17 protein-coding genes are annotated in these 17,330 nt (G+C 74.6%); 6 read left to right on the top strand and 11 right to left on the bottom strand.

Annotated elements, in window-relative coordinates; translation table 11 throughout:
* Nucleotides 1-6 precede the first annotated feature (6 nt).
* The 5 genes from V5O49_RS16860 to V5O49_RS16840 are packed head-to-tail and all read right to left on the bottom strand — an operon-like array spanning nucleotide 7 to nucleotide 4,583.
* Nucleotides 7-882 (bottom strand): TatD family hydrolase, encoded by an 876-nt coding sequence (locus tag V5O49_RS16860; protein ID WP_332903230.1) that lies wholly within the window; start codon nucleotides 880-882, stop codon nucleotides 7-9.
* A 2-nt stretch (nucleotides 883-884) separates the two neighbouring features.
* Nucleotides 885-1,562 carry an EboA domain-containing protein gene (locus tag V5O49_RS16855; RefSeq protein WP_332903229.1) on the bottom strand — a complete coding sequence of 226 codons (678 nt, stop codon included), beginning with the start codon at nucleotides 1,560-1,562 and terminating at the stop codon, nucleotides 885-887.
* Nucleotides 1,559-2,461, bottom strand: a complete 903-nt coding sequence (locus V5O49_RS16850; protein ID WP_332903228.1) for a sugar phosphate isomerase/epimerase family protein — start codon at nucleotides 2,459-2,461, stop codon at nucleotides 1,559-1,561. Before V5O49_RS16850 ends, V5O49_RS16855 begins: the two co-directional genes overlap by 4 nt.
* Nucleotides 2,458-3,369: an SCO3242 family prenyltransferase gene (locus tag V5O49_RS16845; protein ID WP_332903227.1), complete on the bottom strand. Its 912-nt coding sequence runs from the start codon at nucleotides 3,367-3,369 to the stop codon at nucleotides 2,458-2,460. Before V5O49_RS16845 ends, V5O49_RS16850 begins: the two co-directional genes overlap by 4 nt.
* Nucleotides 3,366-4,583, bottom strand: a complete 1,218-nt coding sequence (locus V5O49_RS16840; RefSeq protein ID WP_332903226.1) for an inositol-3-phosphate synthase — start codon at nucleotides 4,581-4,583, stop codon at nucleotides 3,366-3,368. The genes V5O49_RS16845 and V5O49_RS16840 overlap by 4 nt, the downstream gene beginning before the upstream one ends.
* A 334-nt stretch (nucleotides 4,584-4,917) precedes the next feature.
* Here V5O49_RS16840 and cimA point away from each other — a divergent pair, with 334 nt between their 5' ends.
* Both cimA and V5O49_RS16830 read left to right on the top strand, forming a co-directional pair.
* Nucleotides 4,918-6,573 carry a citramalate synthase gene (cimA, locus tag V5O49_RS16835; protein WP_332903225.1) on the top strand — a complete coding sequence of 552 codons (1,656 nt, stop codon included), beginning with the start codon at nucleotides 4,918-4,920 and terminating at the stop codon, nucleotides 6,571-6,573.
* Between the two features lie 134 nt (nucleotides 6,574-6,707).
* The gene (locus V5O49_RS16830; RefSeq protein ID WP_332903224.1) at nucleotides 6,708-7,796 is read left to right on the top strand and encodes a lipoate-protein ligase small subunit; all 1,089 of its coding nucleotides are present in this window, start codon (nucleotides 6,708-6,710) and stop codon (nucleotides 7,794-7,796) included.
* A 5-nt stretch (nucleotides 7,797-7,801) separates the two neighbouring features.
* Here the strand turns inward: V5O49_RS16830 and V5O49_RS16825 are convergent, their stop codons facing one another.
* Nucleotides 7,802-8,551 carry a YggS family pyridoxal phosphate-dependent enzyme gene (locus V5O49_RS16825; RefSeq protein ID WP_332903223.1) on the bottom strand — a complete coding sequence of 250 codons (750 nt, stop codon included), beginning with the start codon at nucleotides 8,549-8,551 and terminating at the stop codon, nucleotides 7,802-7,804.
* An 83-nt stretch (nucleotides 8,552-8,634) separates the two neighbouring features.
* Here V5O49_RS16825 and V5O49_RS16820 point away from each other — a divergent pair, with 83 nt between their 5' ends.
* On the top strand, nucleotides 8,635-9,036 hold the full coding sequence (locus tag V5O49_RS16820; protein ID WP_278234955.1) for a YccF domain-containing protein: 402 nt from the start codon (nucleotides 8,635-8,637) through the stop codon (nucleotides 9,034-9,036).
* Nucleotides 9,037-9,197: 161 nt separating this feature from the next.
* Here the strand turns inward: V5O49_RS16820 and ybaK are convergent, their stop codons facing one another.
* Nucleotides 9,198-9,689 carry a Cys-tRNA(Pro) deacylase gene (ybaK, locus tag V5O49_RS16815; protein WP_332903222.1) on the bottom strand — a complete coding sequence of 164 codons (492 nt, stop codon included), beginning with the start codon at nucleotides 9,687-9,689 and terminating at the stop codon, nucleotides 9,198-9,200.
* A 91-nt stretch (nucleotides 9,690-9,780) separates the two neighbouring features.
* Here ybaK and V5O49_RS16810 point away from each other — a divergent pair, with 91 nt between their 5' ends.
* Entirely contained in the window at nucleotides 9,781-10,536 is a 756-nt protein-coding gene (locus V5O49_RS16810) for a sulfite exporter TauE/SafE family protein (protein WP_278234953.1), read from the top strand.
* Nucleotide 10,537: 1 nt separating this feature from the next.
* Here V5O49_RS16810 and V5O49_RS16805 read toward each other — a convergent pair whose 3' ends face one another.
* The 3 genes from V5O49_RS16805 to V5O49_RS16795 are packed head-to-tail and all read right to left on the bottom strand — an operon-like array spanning nucleotide 10,538 to nucleotide 15,061.
* Nucleotides 10,538-13,291 carry a DEAD/DEAH box helicase gene (locus V5O49_RS16805; RefSeq protein WP_332903221.1) on the bottom strand — a complete coding sequence of 918 codons (2,754 nt, stop codon included), beginning with the start codon at nucleotides 13,289-13,291 and terminating at the stop codon, nucleotides 10,538-10,540.
* A gap of 29 nt (nucleotides 13,292-13,320) precedes the next feature.
* Complete coding sequence (locus V5O49_RS16800; RefSeq protein ID WP_332903220.1) at nucleotides 13,321-14,064, bottom strand: aminoglycoside 3'-phosphotransferase; 744 nt, start codon at nucleotides 14,062-14,064, stop codon at nucleotides 13,321-13,323.
* Nucleotides 14,065-14,068: 4 nt separating this feature from the next.
* A complete protein-coding gene (locus tag V5O49_RS16795; protein WP_332903219.1) occupies nucleotides 14,069-15,061 on the bottom strand; it encodes an EamA family transporter in 993 nt (330 codons plus the stop codon).
* Nucleotides 15,062-15,100: 39 nt separating this feature from the next.
* Between V5O49_RS16795 and V5O49_RS16790 the strand changes: the two genes are divergently transcribed.
* Together V5O49_RS16790 and V5O49_RS16785 are read left to right on the top strand one after the other, a co-directional pair.
* The gene (locus V5O49_RS16790; protein WP_332903218.1) at nucleotides 15,101-15,652 is read left to right on the top strand and encodes a CGNR zinc finger domain-containing protein; all 552 of its coding nucleotides are present in this window, start codon (nucleotides 15,101-15,103) and stop codon (nucleotides 15,650-15,652) included.
* A gap of 42 nt (nucleotides 15,653-15,694) precedes the next feature.
* Nucleotides 15,695-16,429 (top strand): VOC family protein, encoded by a 735-nt coding sequence (locus tag V5O49_RS16785; RefSeq protein WP_332903217.1) that lies wholly within the window; start codon nucleotides 15,695-15,697, stop codon nucleotides 16,427-16,429.
* Nucleotides 16,430-16,463: 34 nt separating this feature from the next.
* On the opposite strand, the gene V5O49_RS16780 is transcribed toward V5O49_RS16785, so the two are convergent.
* Nucleotides 16,464-17,330 (bottom strand): 3-methyladenine DNA glycosylase, encoded by an 867-nt coding sequence (locus V5O49_RS16780; RefSeq protein ID WP_332903254.1) that lies wholly within the window; start codon nucleotides 17,328-17,330, stop codon nucleotides 16,464-16,466.

Below are 17,330 nucleotides of genomic sequence, written 5' to 3'. Positions count from 1 at the left end.
CGTCCCTCAGACCCGCGCGCCGCGCAGCACCGAGGAGCCCTCGAACTCCGCGGGCGCCGGGACCTCGCCGGGGACGAAACCGGGGACGGGGTCCAGCACGAGGTTGCCGGAGGTGCCGTAGAAGGCCACCGGGTTGCGCCACAGCACGCGGTCGACGTCGTGGTCGGTGAACCCGGCGGCGAGCATCTCGGACCCGGTGCGCGCCGTGCGCAGCGGGTCGCTGCGCCCCCAGTCGGCCGCGGAGTTCACGATCATCCGCTCGGTGCCGTACTCGTGCAGCAGCGCGACCATGCGGTGCGGGTCCATCTTGGTGTCCGGGTAGATGGAGAAGCCCGCCCACGCCCCGGCGTCGCGGACCATCGCCACGGTGGTCTCGTTGAGGTGGTCCACGAGCACCCGCGACGGGTCGATGCCGGACTCGCGCACCACGTCGAGCGTGCGCCGCGTGCCGTTCAGCTTGTCGCGGTGCGGGGTGTGCACCAGCACGGGCAGCTCGGCCTCGCGCGCCATCTGGAGCTGCGCGGCGAACGCCTCGTCCTCGGCCGGGGTCATCGAGTCGTAGCCGACCTCGCCCACGGCCACGACGCCGTCCTTGAGCAGGTACCGCGGCACCTCGTCCAGCACGTCGCGGCAGCGCGGGTCGTTCGCCTCCTTGGGGTTGAGGGCGATGGTCGCGTGGTGGCGGATGCCGAACTGCTCGGCCCGGAACCGTTCCCAGCCCACGAGGGAGTCGAAGTAGTCGCAGAAGGAGGCCACGCTGGTGCGCGGCTGGCCGAGCCAGAACGCGGGTTCGACGACGGCGCGGACCCCGGCGGCGTACATCCGCTCGTAGTCGTCGGTGGTGCGGCTGGTCATGTGGATGTGCGGGTCGAAGATGCGCATGGTCACTCCGCGGTGCTCGGGGTCGGGGCGGTCGGCGCGGGCCGGCCGGGGGTGAGGGGGTGCAGGATCCGGTCGACGTCGTCCGGGACCGGCCGGCCGGCCGCGCGCCGTTCGGCGGCGAAGTCGGACGCCATGCGGACGGTCTCGTCGTCGAGCCGGTCGGTCAGCCCGGCGACGGCGTCCAGGGGGACGCCCAGGAACACGAGCTTGAGCACCGTGTGCCGCCAGGTGTGCTGGTCCAGGTGCCGCCCGCCGAACCGGCCGACGGCGGCGGCCACCAGGGACGGGTCGTTGGCGCGGTGGGCGTCGTGGGCGAGCTCGACGCCGGTGCGCGCCAGCGGCGAGCCTCCGGGGACGCCCCCGGCGGCCTCGAGGGCGTCCAGACCGCGCAGCACGCCCCGGCGCTCGCCGGTGTCGCCCCGGTCGTAGAGCTCGCGCAGCCGCGCGGCCGTCGCGTCGCCGGTGTCGCTGCCGGTGCCGTCGACGCCGCGGACCAGCGCGACGACGAGGGCGGCGCGCGCGTCGTCCTCGGCGGTGCCCCGCACGACGCCGTGCGGGTCGCCCTGCGGGTCGTGGGGGCCTCGGCCGGCGCGTCGTGGCGCGAGGGCGAACAGGCGGGTCAGCGTCCGCGGGTCGCGGGCGACGTCGGCCCGGGCCCGGTCGATCCAGGTGTCGGTCATGAGGTGGCCTCCGGGGGGTGCCCGACGACGTCCGCCCAGGCCTGCCGCAGCGCGGCCAGGCTGCGGCGGGCGAGCGCCGGGGCGTCGTGGGAGTGGCGGGGGAGCTCGACGGCGGCGACGCCGCGGTAGTCGATCTCGGCGAGCGTGGCCAGCACCAGCGGCAGGTCGAGGTCGCCCTCGCCGAACGGCCGGTGCTCGTGGTGCGTGCGCGGCATGTCGTCGAGCTGGACGTTGGCCAGCACGGGGGCCGCGGCGCGCAGGGCCCCGACCACGCCGTCGGGCTCGACGACGAGGCAGTGCCCGACGTCGACGGTCAGTCCCAGGTCGTCCGGGTCGCCGAGCGCGGACCGCAGGTGCAGGGCGTCCTCCACGGTCTCGACGAGCATGCCCGGCTCGGGCTCGATCGCCAGGCGCACCCCGCTCTCCCGGGCCTCCTCCAGGAGCACGGGGAGCCGGTCGACCAGCCGGGCCCACCCGTCGGCGGGACGGTCGTCCTCGGGCAGCACGCCGGAGAAGAACGACACGCAGCGCGCGTCCAGCGTCGCGGCGACGTCGATCGCCCGGGTCAGGTAGCGCATCCGCAGCCCGGCCTCGGCGTCGACGAGCGTCGGACGGTGCTTGGTCCACGGGTCGAGCGTGAACCGGGTGCCGGTCTCGACGACCACGGCGGCACCGGCACCGTCGCGCATCCGGCCGAGCCGCCGCGCCAGCCGTTCCGTCGTCTGCGACGACCCAGGCGCGAAGGGGTCGAGGTGCGGGTAGCCGACCGTCAGGGCGACGGCGTCGTAGCCCAGGGCGTCCAGGACGTCGAGGGCGGACGGCAGCGGGTGGTCCCCGAACCCGTTCGTGCCGTAGCCGATCGCGAAGGGGAGCGGGGACGAGGAGGCGGAGCCGCTCACGTGATGCTCACCTGCTTGCGGCCGCGGCGGCGCAGCAGGCGCCCGGCGACCAGGGCGCCCGCGAGCACGGCGGTGCTCGCCGCCCGGCCCCCGCGCAGCGTCCAGGCGGCCTGCAGTGGGACCATCGCCTGGATGCCGGCCCGGGTCGCGGCGCGGGCCGCCCCGGCCGACCGGTCCTCGGCCGCGTGCAGCTGGGGCGGCAGGCAGGTGGCCACGTACCCGGCCGTGGCGGCCAGGGCGCCGAGCGTCCGGGTCACCGCACCGGACCGGGAGGCGGCGGGCCGGGCGGTCGCGGGCCGCAGGGCCGCGGCGGCGGTCGCGGTCGCGGCCGCCGTCGTGCCGGCGACGGCGCAGCGGGCCACCGTGCTGGTCGTGCCGTGGACCTCGCCCCGGGACAGCGCGGTCACGGCCAGCGTGTGGGTGACGAACACGGCGGCGGTCGGGGCGGCCGCCCGCCACGAGGTCGGTGTCGCGCCCAGCAGGACGTCCAGGCCGCGGCAGGCGGCCATGACGACCGCGCCGGCCGGCCGGTCCTTGGCGGCGAGGTCGTAGGTGAGCACGCAGGCCGCGAGCGGCAGCGCCACCCCGAGCCCGCGTCGTCCGCTCGCGACCCCCGCGGCGACGACGCCGGTCGCGACGAGCCCCGTGCCGACGGCGAGCGCCTGGCCCGGGGTCACCCGGCCGGACGGGATCGGGCGCTCGGGGCGTTCGAGCGCGTCGAGGTCGCGGTCGCCGTAGTCGTTCAACGCCATGCCGCCCAGGTAGAGGCAGGCCGAGGCGACGGGCAGCAGCCCGTGGCGTGCCCGGCGCGTGGCCGGCGGGGCGGCGGCCATCCCGGCGAGGGTGTCGCCCAGGACGGTCAGGGCGGCGGGGGCGCGGACGAGCTCGACGAGGTCTCCGGCCCTCACGGCCGGTGCCCCGCGACGTCGGCGGTGCGGCGGGCCCAGTCGGCCAGCTGGATCGCCTGGGCGGCGGCGCCGTGCACGTCGGAGCCCCAGGGGTCCTTGAAGAAGTAGCCGAGCTCGGGCACCGGGCCGGACACCCCGGCGGCGTGGGCCAGCGCGAGCAGGCGGGCCAGGTCGAGGATCATCGGGGCGGCGAGCATGGAGTCGTGGGCGCTCCAGGTCGTCTGCAGGGTCAGCCGCGAGCCGAGGAAGCCCTCGACGTGCACGTGGTCCCAGGCGACCTTCACGTCGCCGAGGTCGGGCACGTTGTCGATGTGCAGCGGGGTGACGTCGGTGCCGGTGAGGTCGCGCAGGCCGCGGTTCTTGGAGGTGAGCTTGCTGCGGGCGGCCACGGGGTCGGCCAGGGTGGCGCCGTCGCCGCCGCCGAGCAGGTTGGTGCCGGCCCAGGACAGCACGCGCATGCCGCGGGCGGTGAAGGCGGGCGCCAGGACGGTGCGCAGCCAGGTCTGCCCGGTCTTGCCGTCCTGGCCCGCCACCGGCAGGCCCGCCTCGGCGGCCCAGCGCGCCAGCACGGGCACGGTCATCCCGGCCGACGGCGTGAAGGAGGCGTACGCGCAACCGGCCAGCACCGCGGCGTAGGCGGTCACCGACGACGCCGGGAGCACGGCCCGGTCGGGGTCGGCCAGCGCCGCGCGCAGGAGCGCCGGGTCCTCGTGCTCGGGGAGCAGGTCCAGCGGCGGCTCGGTCGAGGCGACGTCGACGACGACGACCCGGTCCAGGTCGTGGGTCCGGCGGAAGGCGGTCAGGTCGGCGGCCAGCGCCTCGGCGGCCTCCTGCTGCGACCCGTGGTGCTGGCGGGGGTCGTACCCGGGGCGGACCTCGGCGTCGGCCGCGGCGAGCGCGTCGCGGGTGGCGGACAGCAGGTGTCCGGGGATCATCCCGGCGGCGGCGAGCGCCTCGGCCTGCTTGACCATCGTCGTGGGCGCGACGTCGTGCCCGCCGACGACGAGGTCGCCGAACGCGGGCAGCGCGAGGCCGTCGAACGGCTCGGCGGCGGTGACGCAGCCGGTCGCCGGGGCGTGCCCGGCGGCGAGCGCGGCGAGGCCGAGCGTGGCGGTGGTGGCCACCGAGCCGCGGGCGCCGACGAGCCAGAGGCCCGTGCGTCCGGTCGACGCCGGGGTGTCCGGCGCGGCGGTGGTCGTGGTCGCGTGGTGCATCGTTGCTCCCCCCAGGGGTCGGTCGTGGTCGACCGATCGCGGTGTCGAAGGCGTCCCTGCCTTCGACGTCACGCTAGCCATACTTTCGACGAATAGCAATCAAAAGATGGCGACCTATGGACGAGGATCGACATCATGTCCGGTGTTCGGACGGGTCCTGCCCGCGCGTCAGCGGGTGTGGCACCATGTGACCTATGACTCGTGCACGGCAGCCCCACCAGCGCTGCAGCAGCCTCATTAGCTAGCGCGTCCGGTCCACCCCGACCGGACGCGCAGACCTTCCGTACCCGGAGGGTCTTTTTTGTTGTCCAGACCGCACCCCTCGGAGCCACCGATGGCCACCGCCCCGTTCCACGTGTACGACACCACCCTGCGCGACGGCGCGCAGCAGGAGGGCATGAACCTCTCCGTCGCGGACAAGCTCGCGATCGCGCCGCTGCTCGACGAGCTCGGTGTGGGCTTCATCGAGGGTGGCTGGCCGGGCGCGATCCCCAAGGACACCGAGTTCTTCCGTCGCGCCGCCAAGGAGCTCGAGCTCAGCAACGCCGTGCTGGCGGCGTTCGGCTCCACCCGGCGCGCCGGCACCCGCGCCTGGGACGACCCGCAGGTCCGCGCGCTGCTCGACTCCGAGGCGCCGGTGGTCACGCTCGTGGCCAAGTCCGACGTCCGGCACGTCGAGCGGGCGCTGCGCACGACGCCGGACGAGGGCCTGGCGATGATCAGCGACACCGTGCGGTTCCTCGTGGGCGAGGGCCGCCGCGTCGTCGTCGACGCCGAGCACTTCTTCGACGGCTACCGGGACGACCCGGCCTACACGCGTTCCGCCGTCGCGACCGCCTTCGAGGCCGGCGCCGAGGTCGTCGCCCTGTGCGACACCAACGGCGGCATGCTGCCCGACTGGGTGACCGACGTCGTCGGCGAGCTGCGCACGGCCCTCGACCTGCCGCACGGGCGCGACGCGCTGCCCGGCGACCCGCTGCTGGGCATGCACGCGCACAACGACTCGGGCTGCGCCGTGGCCAACACCCTCGCCGCCGTCGAGGCCGGGTGCGCCCACGTCCAGGGCACCGTCAACGGCTACGGCGAGCGCACGGGCAACGTCGACCTCGTGGCCGTCGTCGCGAACCTGGCCCTCAAGCGCGGCCTGCCCACGCTGGCCGGCGACGGGCTCGCCGACTCCACCCGGATCGCGCACGCCGTCGCCGAGATCACCAACATCGCGCCGTACACGCGCCAGCCGTACGTCGGGTCCAGCGCGTTCGCGCACAAGGCCGGCCTGCACGCCAGCGCCATCAAGATCGACCCTGACCTCTACCAGCACATCGACCCCACCGCCGTCGGCAACGACATGCGCATGCTCGTCTCCGACATGGCCGGCCGGGCGTCGGTGGAGCTCAAGGGCCGCGAGCTCGGCTTCGACCTGGCCGGGCAGGGCGAGCTGCTCACCCGGGTGACCAACCGGGTCAAGGACGCCGAGGCGCAGGGGTACACGTTCGACGCCGCGGACGCCTCCTTCGAGCTCATCCTGCGCGAGGAGCTCACCGGCCGGCGGCCCGCCTACTTCCAGGTCGAGTCCTGGCGCGCGATCGTCGAGACCACCGGCGGGCGCACCGGCGGGGTGCCCGACGCGGACCGGCGCGACGCCGAGGCGCTGGCCGAGGCGACCGTCAAGCTGCACGCCGGCGGGGAGCGCATCGTCGTCACCGGCGAGGGCAACGGCCCGGTCAACGCCCTCGACCAGGCGCTCCGGCACGCCCTGACGCGCGTCTACCCGACCATCGAGAAGTTCGAGCTCGTGGACTTCAAGGTGCGGATCATGGACGCCGAGCACGGCACCGACGCGACCACCCGGGTGCTGGTCGAGACCACCGACGGCCACCACACCTGGTCGACCGTCGGCGTCGGGCCCAACATCATCGAGGCCGCCTGGGAGGCGCTGATCGACGCGCACGTCTACGGGCTGCTGCACGCCGACGTCGCTCCCCGCTGAGCCGCCCGCGCCGGCCGACCCCACCCTCGCCGACCACCCCTCTGTTGTGGGCGTGAAATCTGCAGTTCTCGGGCCAGGGGGCCTGCAGATTTCATGCCCACAACGAGGGGTGGTGGGGCAGTTAGGCTGACGGGGTGCATGGTGAGTACAAGGTCCCCGGTGGCAAGCTCGTCGCGGTCGACCTCGAGGTCGACGGCTCCTCCGACCCCGCCGTCCTGACGGCGGTGCGCCTGTCGGGCGACTTCTTCCTCGAGCCCGACGAGGCGCTGGGCGTCATCGACACCGCGCTGACCGGCCTGCCGGCCTCGACCGGCACCGGAGAGCTCCAGCGCACCGTCACCGAGGCGCTGGAGAAGGCCGAGCTGTCCGGTGAGATCGCCGGCCCGGTCGCGATGGTCGGCTTCGACGCGCGTGCCGTGGCGGTCGCCGTGCGGCGCGCCCTGGGCCTGGCCACGACGTGGCAGGACCACACCTTCGAGGTGCTGCGTCCCGGCCCGCTGCCGCCGCGCACGCTCGCCGCGCTCGACCAGGTGCTGACCGAGGAGCTCGCCGCCGGTCGACGCGGCCCGACCCTGCGGTTCTGGGACTGGGACGAGCGGGCCGTGTTCATCGGGTCCTTCCAGTCCTACCGGAACGAGATCGACGAGGCCGGCGTGGTCGAGCACGACGTCACCGTCGTGCGGCGCATCTCCGGCGGCGGGGCGATGTTCATGGAGGCCGGCAACTGCGTGACGTTCTCGCTCGTCGTGCCGGGCTCGCTCGTCGACGGGATGAGCTTCGAGCAGTCCTACGCCTTCCTGGACGCCTGGGTGCTCGGCGCGCTCGGCGAGCTGGGCGTCGAGGCCTACTTCAGCGGGATGAACGACGTCGCCTCACCGGGCGGCAAGCTCGCCGGCTCCGCCCAGAAGCGGCTCGCCGGGGGAGCGGTGCTGCACCACATGACGATGGCCTACGACATCGACGCCGACAAGATGATGCAGGTGCTGCGCATCGGGCGCGAGAAGATGTCCGACAAGGGCACCCGCAGCGCCAACAAGCGCGTCGACCCGCTGCGCTCGCAGACCGGCCTGGCCCGCGACGAGGTCGTGGAGGCCTTCGCGGCCTACTTCGCCGACCGGCACCGCACGGAGGCCTCAGACCTGCGCGCCGCGGAGCTCGAGCGGGCCGAGGACCTGGTGCGCACGAAGTTCGACACCGCCGAGTGGATCCACCGGGTGCCCTGAGCCGTTCAGGCGGGTGGGCGCTCGCCGAACACCGCCGTGCCGACGCGCACGATCGTGGCCCCCTCGGCCACGGCGAGCTCGAGGTCGGTGGACATGCCCATCGACAGCTCGCGGGCGTCGGCGGTCCCCGGCGCACCGGACGCGACGACCTCGTCGCGGATCTCGCGCAACCGCGCGAACCCGGCGCGCACCTGCGCCTCGTCGGAGGTGTTCGCGCCGATGGTCATGAAGCCCGTCAGGTGCAGGCCGTCCAGGGCCGCCACGGCCGAGGCCAGGTCCGCGGCGTCCGACGGCGCCGCACCGGACTTCGAGGCCTCCCCGGAGACGTTGACCTGGACCATGACGTCGAGGGTGCGGCCGTCCCGGACGCACCGCTGGGCCACGGCCTGCGCCAGCGATAGCCGGTCGACGCCGGCCAGGCCGGTGACGGTCGGCAGCATCTGGTTGATCTTGTTGCGCTGCAGCGACCCGATCATGTGCACGTCGAGGCGGCCGGCCGCGACCAGGTCGGCCAGGGCGGGGGCCTTGGCGACCAGCTCCTGGACCCGGTTCTCGCCGATCAGGACCGGGCCGTCGTCCCCGCGGACGGCGGCGAGCTCCGTGGCCGCGGCGACTGCGGCCAGCACGGTCTCGGCGTCCTGGGTCTTGGTGGCGAGCATCAGGCGCACGTCGGCAGGTCGGCGTCCCGCGGCGGTGGCGGCGTGGTCGACGCGTTCGCGCACACGGGCGATCCGGTCGGTCAGGTCGGACGGCATGGCGCCCAGTGTAGGAACCTCAGGGTCGTTCTCCGGGACTCCCCGGATCCCCCGGACGGCCCGGTGGTGGAAGAATCGGGGGGGTGAAAGCGATCCTGAACGTCATCTGGCTGGTGCTCTCGGGCTTCTGGCTCGCCCTCGGCTACGTGCTCGCGGGCCTCATCTGCTGCGTGCTCATCGTGACGATCCCCTGGGGGATCGCCTCGTTCCGGATCGCCGGCTACGCGCTGTGGCCCTTCGGCCGCACCGTCGTCGACCGGCCCGGGTCCGGGGCGTTCTCGGTGCTGGGCAACGTCGTCTGGCTGGTCTTCGCGGGCTGGTGGCTGGCGCTGAGCCACATCATCACCGCGATCCCGCTGTTCGTGTCGATCATCGGCATCCCGCTGGGCATCGCGAACCTCAAGATGATCCCGATCTCGCTGCTGCCGCTCGGCAAGGACATCGTCTCGACCGACACGCGGTACCCCACCTACCGCCCGGCCTGACGCCCCGACGCACGCCGATCCCCCGAGCCGTCGAGCCACCGAGCCGCCGTCCACCGCTCGCCGAGATCGACCCACCCGGGCGAGATCGACCTACCGTGAGTCGATCTCGGCACGGGTGGGTCGATCTCGCGGTGCTCGGGGCGGCACGGGCCGCGCGCGTGTCAGCGCCCGAGGGGTGCGGTCGTGGCGTCGGTGAGGCGCACCAGGTCGGCGGGAGCCAGCGACACGTCGAGCCCCCGGCGTCCGCCCGAGACGTAGACGGCGTCGAACGACGCGGCCGACGTGTCCACGACCGTGGTGTGCCGCGCCCGCTGGCCCAGGGGAGAGATGCCCCCCGCGACGTAGCCGGTGGCGCGTTCGGCGCGGGGCACGGCGGCCATGGCGGCCTTCTTGCCGCCGACGGCGCGGGCGAGCGCCTTGAGGTCGAGCTCGCCGGTCACGGGGACGACGGCGACCACGAGGTCTCCGTCGACGTCCGCGACGAGCGTCTTGAACACCTGCTCGGCCGGGACCCCGATCGCCGCGGCGGCCTCGAGGCCGAAGCTCAGCCCGCTGCGGGGGTCGTGCTCGTACGGGTGCAGCGCGTGCGCGACCCCGGCCCGTTCGAGCGCGAGCACGGCGGGGGTCGATCCACGGGTCTTGGAGCGGGCCACGCGCCCAGTGTGCCCGACGCCACGACGCCGGTCAGGTCCTTTCCGCCGGCCGGACGGCTCGCGGCGGCGACCGCGGCGTAGCGTGGGGGCCGTGCTCGCCCTCCTCGTCCTCGCCATCCTCGTCGGTGGTGTCCTGCAACGGGTGACGGGCATGGGGTTCGGCCTCGTGGCCGGACCGTTCATCGTGCTCATCGTGGGCCCGCTCGAGGGCGTGCTGTTCGTGAACCTCGCCGGGGCGACGGCCTCGGCCCTGATCCTCGGCCGCGTCGTGCGCGACGTGGAGTGGCGCAAGTTCGCCTGGCTCACGCTGTCCTCGCTGGTCGTGACCGTGCCCGCGGCGCTCGCCCTGCGCGACGTCAGCGCCCCGGCGCTCGAGGTGACGATCGGCCTGTTCATCCTCGCGGCGATGACGCTGGCGGTGCTCACGACCCGGCTGCGCCGCGAGGGCAGGCACCCCGTGGACCCCGCGGCCGGCTGGCCGTTGGCCCTGACCGGCACGGCGAGCGGCATCGGCTCGGTCGCGGCCGGCATCGGCGGGCCTCCCGTGGCGGTCTACGCGGTGCTCAGCGGCTGGGACCCGCGGCGCTTCGCCGCCACCGCCCAGCCCTTCTTCGCCGCCAACGCGCTCGCCGCCCTGGTGGCCAAGCTGGTGCTCGCCGACGCCTCGTTCCCGACCATGGCCCCCTGGCAGTGGGTGCTGCTCATGGTCTCGATCCTCGGCGGGCTCGTCCTGGGCGACCTGCTCGCGCCGCGCGTCTCGGCCACGGCCACCCGACGCGTGCTCATCCTGCTGGCGTACGTCGGCGGCGTGGCCACGCTGGCGCGCGGCGTCACCGGCCTGGTCTGAGCTACCGGCGCCCGACCGAGAGCACCTGGACCACGGGTCGCCCGGCCTCGTCCGAGGCCGGCAGGTCGACCAGCGCGGTGATCGACCAGTCCCGGTCGCCGTTCGCGTCGTCGAGGACCTGGCGCACCCACCAGGTGTCGGCCGGCACGGTCGACAGGGCCTCGCCGTCCGACGTCGTCGCGTCGGCGGGCAGCGCGGCCCCCGGCTCCAGCATGGTCAGCAGCGCGGTGGCGCGGGCGTCCGCCCCGAACCCGATCGCGTCGTCGCCCTGGGTCTCGAACAGGTCCTCCAGGGCGTCGGCCCAGGCGTCGCCGTCCCAGCCGGAGGCCTTGTCGAGGGCTTCGAGGGCGTCGTAGTCCTCGCGGGCGGCGAGCTCGACGCGGCGGAACATGGCGTTGCGCACGAGGCGGCGGAACGAGCGCGGGTTGCCCGTGACGGGGCGCGCCGGCGCCTCGGCCCCGGCCTCGGCCAGCTCGCCCTGGACGACGTCGTCGGCATCGTCGTCGACGGGGTTCTGCAGCCGCTCCCACTCGTCCAGCAGCGAGGAGTCGACGCCACGCACGAGCTCGCCGAGCCACTCGACGATCTCGGCGACCTCCTCGGTGCGGTGCTCCTCGGGCACGACCTGGCGCACCGCCCGGTAGGCGTCCGCGAGGTAGCGCAGCACGACGCCCTCGGTGCGCTCCAGGCCGTAGGTGCTGACCAGCTCGGCGAACGTCATGGCCTGCTCGAGCATGTCGCGCACCACGGACTTGGGAGCCAGCTCGGCGCCCGCGACCCACGGGTTGGACTGCTTGTACTGGGCGAACGCGGGCTCGAGCAGGTCGGCCAGCGGCCGGGGCCAGGTGACCTCCTCGAGCAGCTCCATGCGCTCGTCGTACTCGATGCCCTCGGCCTTCATCGCGGCGACGGCCTCGCCGCGGGCCTTCTTCTGCTGGCCGAAGAGGATCTGGCGGGGGTCGTCGAGGGTGGCCTCGATGACGGAGACGACGTCGAGGGCGTGCGTGGGCGACTCGACGTCGAGCAGGTCCATGGCCGCCAGCGCGAACGGCGACAGGGGAGCGTTGAGCGCGAAGTCGCGCGGCAGGTCGACCTCGAGCCGCACGCTGGGGCGGTAGCCCGCGGGGCGGGAGTCGTCGGGGACGCGCACCTTCTCCACGACGCCGGCCACGCGCAGGGAGCGGTAGATCCGCAGGGCCTGGCGCACGTGCCCGGCCTGCTGGGCGGCGGTGTCGTGGTTGGCGGTGAGCAGGTGGCGCATCGCCTCGACGGGGTCGACAGCGGGGCCGGACGTGCCGCCGTCGTGCCCCGACCCGCCGTCGTGCCGCGTGCGGGCCAGCACGTTGAGCACCATCGCGTGGTTGACGTGGAACTGGCTGGCCAGCGGCTCGGGCGGGGCGTCGCGCAGGCGCTCGAACGTCGACTCGGTCCAGTTGACCGCACCCGACGGCGCCTTCTTGCGGACGATCTTCTTCTTCTTCTTGGGGTCGTCACCGGCCTTGGCGAGCGCCTTGCGGTTCTCGATGACGTGCTCCGGCGCCATGACGAGCACCTCGCCGAGGGTGTCGTACCCGGCGCGACCGGCCCGGCCGGCGATCTGGTGGAACTCGCGGGCGGTCAGGTGCCGCATGCGCTCGCCGTCGAACTTCACCAGCGAGGTCATGAGCACCGTGCGGATCGGGACGTTGATGCCCACGCCGAGCGTGTCGGTGCCGCAGACGACCTTGAGCAGCCCCTTCTGCGTGAGCCGCTCGACGAGGCGACGGTACTTGGGCAGCATCCCGGCGTGGTGCACGCCGACGCCGGCGCGCAGGTACTTGGACAGGATCTTGCCGAACCCGGTGCCGAACCGGAACGCGCCGATCTCGTCGACGATCGCCTGCTTCTCCTCCTTGGAGGCGAGCTTGGTGCTGAGCAGCGCCTGGGCGCGGTCGACGGCGTCCTTCTGGGTGAAGTGCACGACGTACACCGGGGCGCGGTGGGTGTGTACCAGCTCCTCGATGACCTCGGGCAGGGGGTCCTGGACGTAGGAGAACTCCAGCGGGACCGGTCGCTCTGCGCCGGTGACCTCGGCGACGTCGCGCCCGGTGCGCTCGGTGAGGTCCTCGCGCAGGCGGCTGGTGTCGCCGAGCGTGCCGGACATCAGCAGGAACTGGGTGTGCGGCAGCTCCAGGAGCGGCACCTGCCAGGCCCAGCCGCGCTGCGGGTCGCCGTAGAAGTGGAACTCGTCCATGACGACCTGGCCGATGAACTGGTCCTGGCCCGGGCTGCCCGCGCCGTTGCGCAGCGCGAGGTTCGCGAGGATCTCGGCGGTGCAGCAGATGATCGGGGCGTCGGGGTTCACGGCGCTGTCGCCGGTCATCATGCCGACGTTGCGCGAGCCGAAGGCGGCCACGAGGTCGAAGAACTTCTCGCTGACCAGCGCCTTGAGCGGTGCCGTGTAGTAGGTGCGCCCGCCGAGCCCGGACCGGCGCCCGGCCAGGGCCGCGAACTGGGCCCCCATCGCCACCATCGACTTGCCGGACCCGGTCGGGGTCGCCAGGACGACGTGCGAGCCCGTCATGAGCTCGAGCAGCGCCTCCTCCTGGTGCGGGTACAGCGGACGACCGGTCGAGGCCGCCCACTCGCTGAACCCCTCGAACAGCGCGTCCGGGTCCGGTGCCTGCCCGGTGGGGGCGGGCAGGTGCGGCAGCAGGGTGCCGGCGGGGCGCGGGACGGAGGCGACGGACGAGGCGGCGGTGTCGGTGGCAGTCATCGTGCCGTCATTGTGTCAGCCCGTCGTCGCTACGCCGCGTCCCACAGCCTGCGGTAGAAGTCGATCCGCTCCGCGTCGGGCGCGATCCCGTAGGCCGCGAAGAAGAGCGGCTCGTACCCGTCGCCGTAGTTCCAGCCCAGGCTCATGCTCGCCACCGCCAGGTCGGCCCACCGGTCGGCGGCCCCGAGGGACCCGAGGTCGACGTGCCCGGCCGACGTGCCGTCGTCGGCCACGAGGGTGTTGGGGGCGCAGGCGTCCCCGTGGCACACCACGAGCCGGTCGACGGGCGGTTCGCCCCCGACGTCGGCACGTCCGGCGGGCGAGAGTCGCGCGATGCGGTCCGCCGCGCTCCAGGAGAACGGGCAGTCCGCGACGGGCAGGGCGTCGTGCAGCGCGCGCAGCCCGGTCCCGATCGCGCGGACGGCGGTCTCCGGGTGGGCCGGCCAGGACGGGTCGACGGCGGACCGGCCCGGCAGCGCGGCCGTCACCAGCCAGCTCCCGGCGGCGTCCGCGCCACGGTCGAGCACGCGCGGCACCCGGGCGTACCGGCCGGCCCAGGCGAGTCGGTCCGCCTCGGCGCCCGGGTCGAGCTCCGGTGTCCCGGCGGGCACCCACTTGACGTACCGGTCGCCCCGGTCGCCGGAGAGCCGGAAGGTCAGGCCGCCCAGGGTGTTGCGCCACACCGGGGTGACGGCGTCGGCGCCGGCCAGCGCGGCCACGGCCTCCGGGACGACGACGGGTCCGCGCGGCGGGGCGGCGAGGTCACGGGCCATCCCCTCATGCTGGCAGGTCTCGCGCCCGGGCGGCGGGCGAGGCCGTCGCGAGCCGCCGCGCGGTCGCGGCCTCGGCGAGCTGGACGGCGACGACGCCGGCGAGCACCAGCACGCCGCCGGTGAGCTGGACGCCGCTCGGCAGCTCGCCCAGGAGGAGCCAGGCGAGCAGGACGGCGCTGACGACCTCGAGGAGACCGGCGAACGCGCCGGCCCGGGCGCCGAGCCGCCGTCCGGCCGCGACGCCGGTGGTGTACGCGACCCCGGCGGTGACGAGTCCCAGCAGCGCCAGCACGGCCCACCAGGGCAGGGTGGAGCCGGCGAGCGGGACCGCGTCGGTGGAGGCGGACAGGGGCAGCAGCCCGACGGCGGCCAGGGCACCGAGCAGCCCCGCGCCGACGACGAGCCCGCCGGCGGCCAGCGTCATCGGCGGCAGCCCGGTGTCCAGGCGGGCGTTGATGAGGAAGTACGCGGAGGCGCCCACCATCGCGCCCAGGGCCCAGGCCGCACCGACGGGGTCGACGCTGACCCCGGTGAGGTCGAGGACCAGCACGAGGCCGACGGCGGCGAGCGCGATCCCACCGAGCGTCGCGCGGGCGGGCCGCTGACCGTGCCGCAGCCACAGCCACACGACCACGGCGGCGGGCGCCGAGTACTCGATGAGCAGCGCCGGGCCGACCTGCATGTGCTGCACGGCCGCGAAGTAGCAGAACTGCGTGGCGGCGACGCCGAGCGCGCCGTAGACGACGATCAGCCGCAGGTTGCGGCGCACGAGCGTCCAGCGTCCCCGCAGGGCGACCAGACCGACGGGGAGGACCACGAGCGCGCCGACCGCCACCCGGACGAGCACGACCGCGCCGGGGCTCCAGTCCGTGGCGAACATCCCGGCGGCGAGCGGTCCGGAGAGGCTGAAGCTCACCGCCGACACGACGGCCAGGACCAGCCCCGCTCGCCGGCCGGTGTCGGTCGCGACGAGGTCGTCAGGTGCCACTGTGCTCATGGCTCATGACGCTACGGTGCGCGGTGATAACGTGTCAACGTGGTTTTCGCTCATGACACCGCCGGTGCCCTGCGATCGGCCGTGGAGCTCGTCAACGGCGTCGAGCCGCCGGTCACGCTGGCCACCGAGGCGGACCTGGCCGCGTTCTACCGGCGCCACGGCTACACGGGGCGGCGCGACGGCACCGAGACCGAGCTGGCCGAGGTGCTGGCCCTCGCCCCGCGCCTGCTCACCCTGCTGCTGGCCGCGCGCGACGACGTCGCCCCGATCGTCAACGCGATGCTCGCCGAGGCCGGCGCCGTCCCGCGGCTCGTGCGGCACGAGCACGAGGACTGGCACCTGCACGCCATCGCCGACGACGCGCCCCTGGCCGACCGCATCGCCGTCGAGACCGCCCTGGCGATGATCGACGTCGTGCGCTCCGGCGAGAGCTCCCGGCTCGGCGTGTGCGCCGACGACGACTGCGCCGGCGTCGTCCTCGACCTGTCCCGCAACCGGTCCCGGCGGTACTGCTCGACCGCCTGCACCAACCGCAACGCCCAGGCCGCGCACCGCGCCCGGGCCACCGGCTCGTCGCCGCGCCCGCGATAAGCCCTGGGCGCGCTCGGCCGCGACGCCGTAGCGTCCGACGGTATGACGCTGCGACCGGTCCAGGTGAACATCAAGGCCCGCGACGAGGCGGCCCTGGGCCGGTTCTGGGCCGACGCCCTGGACTGGGCGACCTCCAGCGAGGCCCCCGGGGTGATCAACCTCGAACCCCGAGGGTTCGACTGGCCGGACCCGGCGGCCCTCACCGTCGACCTCGTGCGGATCCCGGACACCGCCCGGGTGCGGTACCGCACCCACGTCGACCTCGCCACCACCTCCGTCGAGCACCAGGCCGAGCTGGTCGCCCGGCTGCGGGGCCTGGGCGCGACCCCGCTCGACGTCGGGCAGGGCGACGTGCCCTGGGTCGTGATGGCCGACCCGGAGGGCAACGCGTTCTGCGTCCTGGAGCCCCGGCCGCTCGACCAGGACACCGGACCGGTCGCGGCCGTCGTCGTGCACTGCACCGACCCGCGCGGGCTGGCCCGGTTCTGGACGGCGGGCACCGACTGGGTCCTGCACGAGGCGACCGACGACCTCGCCCGGCTCCGGGCGCCGGAAGGGGTCGGCCCCTACCTGGAGCTCGTCCGGGTTCCCGAGGAGACGGTGTGGACCCGGGTGCACGTGGACCTGCTGCCGACCCCGGGCAGCGACCCGGCCGCCGACGTCGACCGGCTGCGGACGCTCGGCGCCACCGACGTCGACCTCGGCCAGGGCGAGGTTCCCTGGGTGGTGATGGCCGACCCGGAGGGGAACGCGTTCTGCGTCCTGGGCGCGCGGTGAGCCGTCCGCCCGGCCCCCGGGCCCGGCCCCGGGGTCACCCCGCGGCGAGCACGGCGTCGCACACGTCCAGCAGCCGGCCGCGCAGCGCCTGCGCCCGCTCGGCGAACGCGCGCTGACGTCGAACGTACTCGGCCTTGCCGGCCGCCGTCTCGATCTCGACCGCCTCGACGCCGTAGGACGAGACGTCGTAGGGCGAGGCCGCCATGTCGGTGTACCGGATGTCGCGGGCCAGCTCGAAGGCGTCCAGCAGCAGCTCGCCGGGCACAGCGGGGCCGAGCTTCTGGCACCACTTGTACAGGTCCATGTTCGCGTGCAGGCACCCCGGCTGCTCCATCGCGACCTGGCGCTCGCGGGTCGGGCGCAGCTGGTTGGCGTCCCGCGCCTCCGGGGTGAAGAACCGGAAGGCGTCGTAGTGCGAGCAGCCCACCCGGTGCGACTCGACGACCGCGTCGGTGCCGGCACCCCCGAGGCGCAGCGGCAGGGGGTGCCGGTGGTCCCGGCCGGCGTCGGCGTCGCGGTAGACCATGGCCCACTCGTGCAGCCCGAAGCAGCCGAAGGTGCCCGGCCGTCCCGCCGTCGCGCCCACCAGCGAGCGGACGTACCGCACGGTGTCGCCCCGGTCGGCCCGGAACACGGAGACGTCGAGCACGGCGCCGGTGGTGCCGTCCGGCAGCGCGACCGTGCGGTACCAGCGTCGGGCGGCGTGGTCCGGGGCGTCGGGCAGCACCTGCCCGACGCCGGGGTGCCACCGGCGCAGGTGGCTGGCCCGGGTGGGGTAGTAGGTGAACAGGAAGTCCTCGATCGCGTGCTTCTCGCCGCGGTCGCGCGCCGCGCGCCACACGGCGGTCAGGGCGTCGGCGCGTCGTGCGTGCGCCGCGTCGAGCGCGCGCCAACCGTCCAC

This window comes from Isoptericola haloaureus, from assembly GCF_036689775.1.
Taxonomy (GTDB): domain Bacteria; phylum Actinomycetota; class Actinomycetes; order Actinomycetales; family Cellulomonadaceae; genus Isoptericola; species Isoptericola haloaureus.
This window is presented reverse-complemented; position numbering and strand designations above follow the sequence as displayed.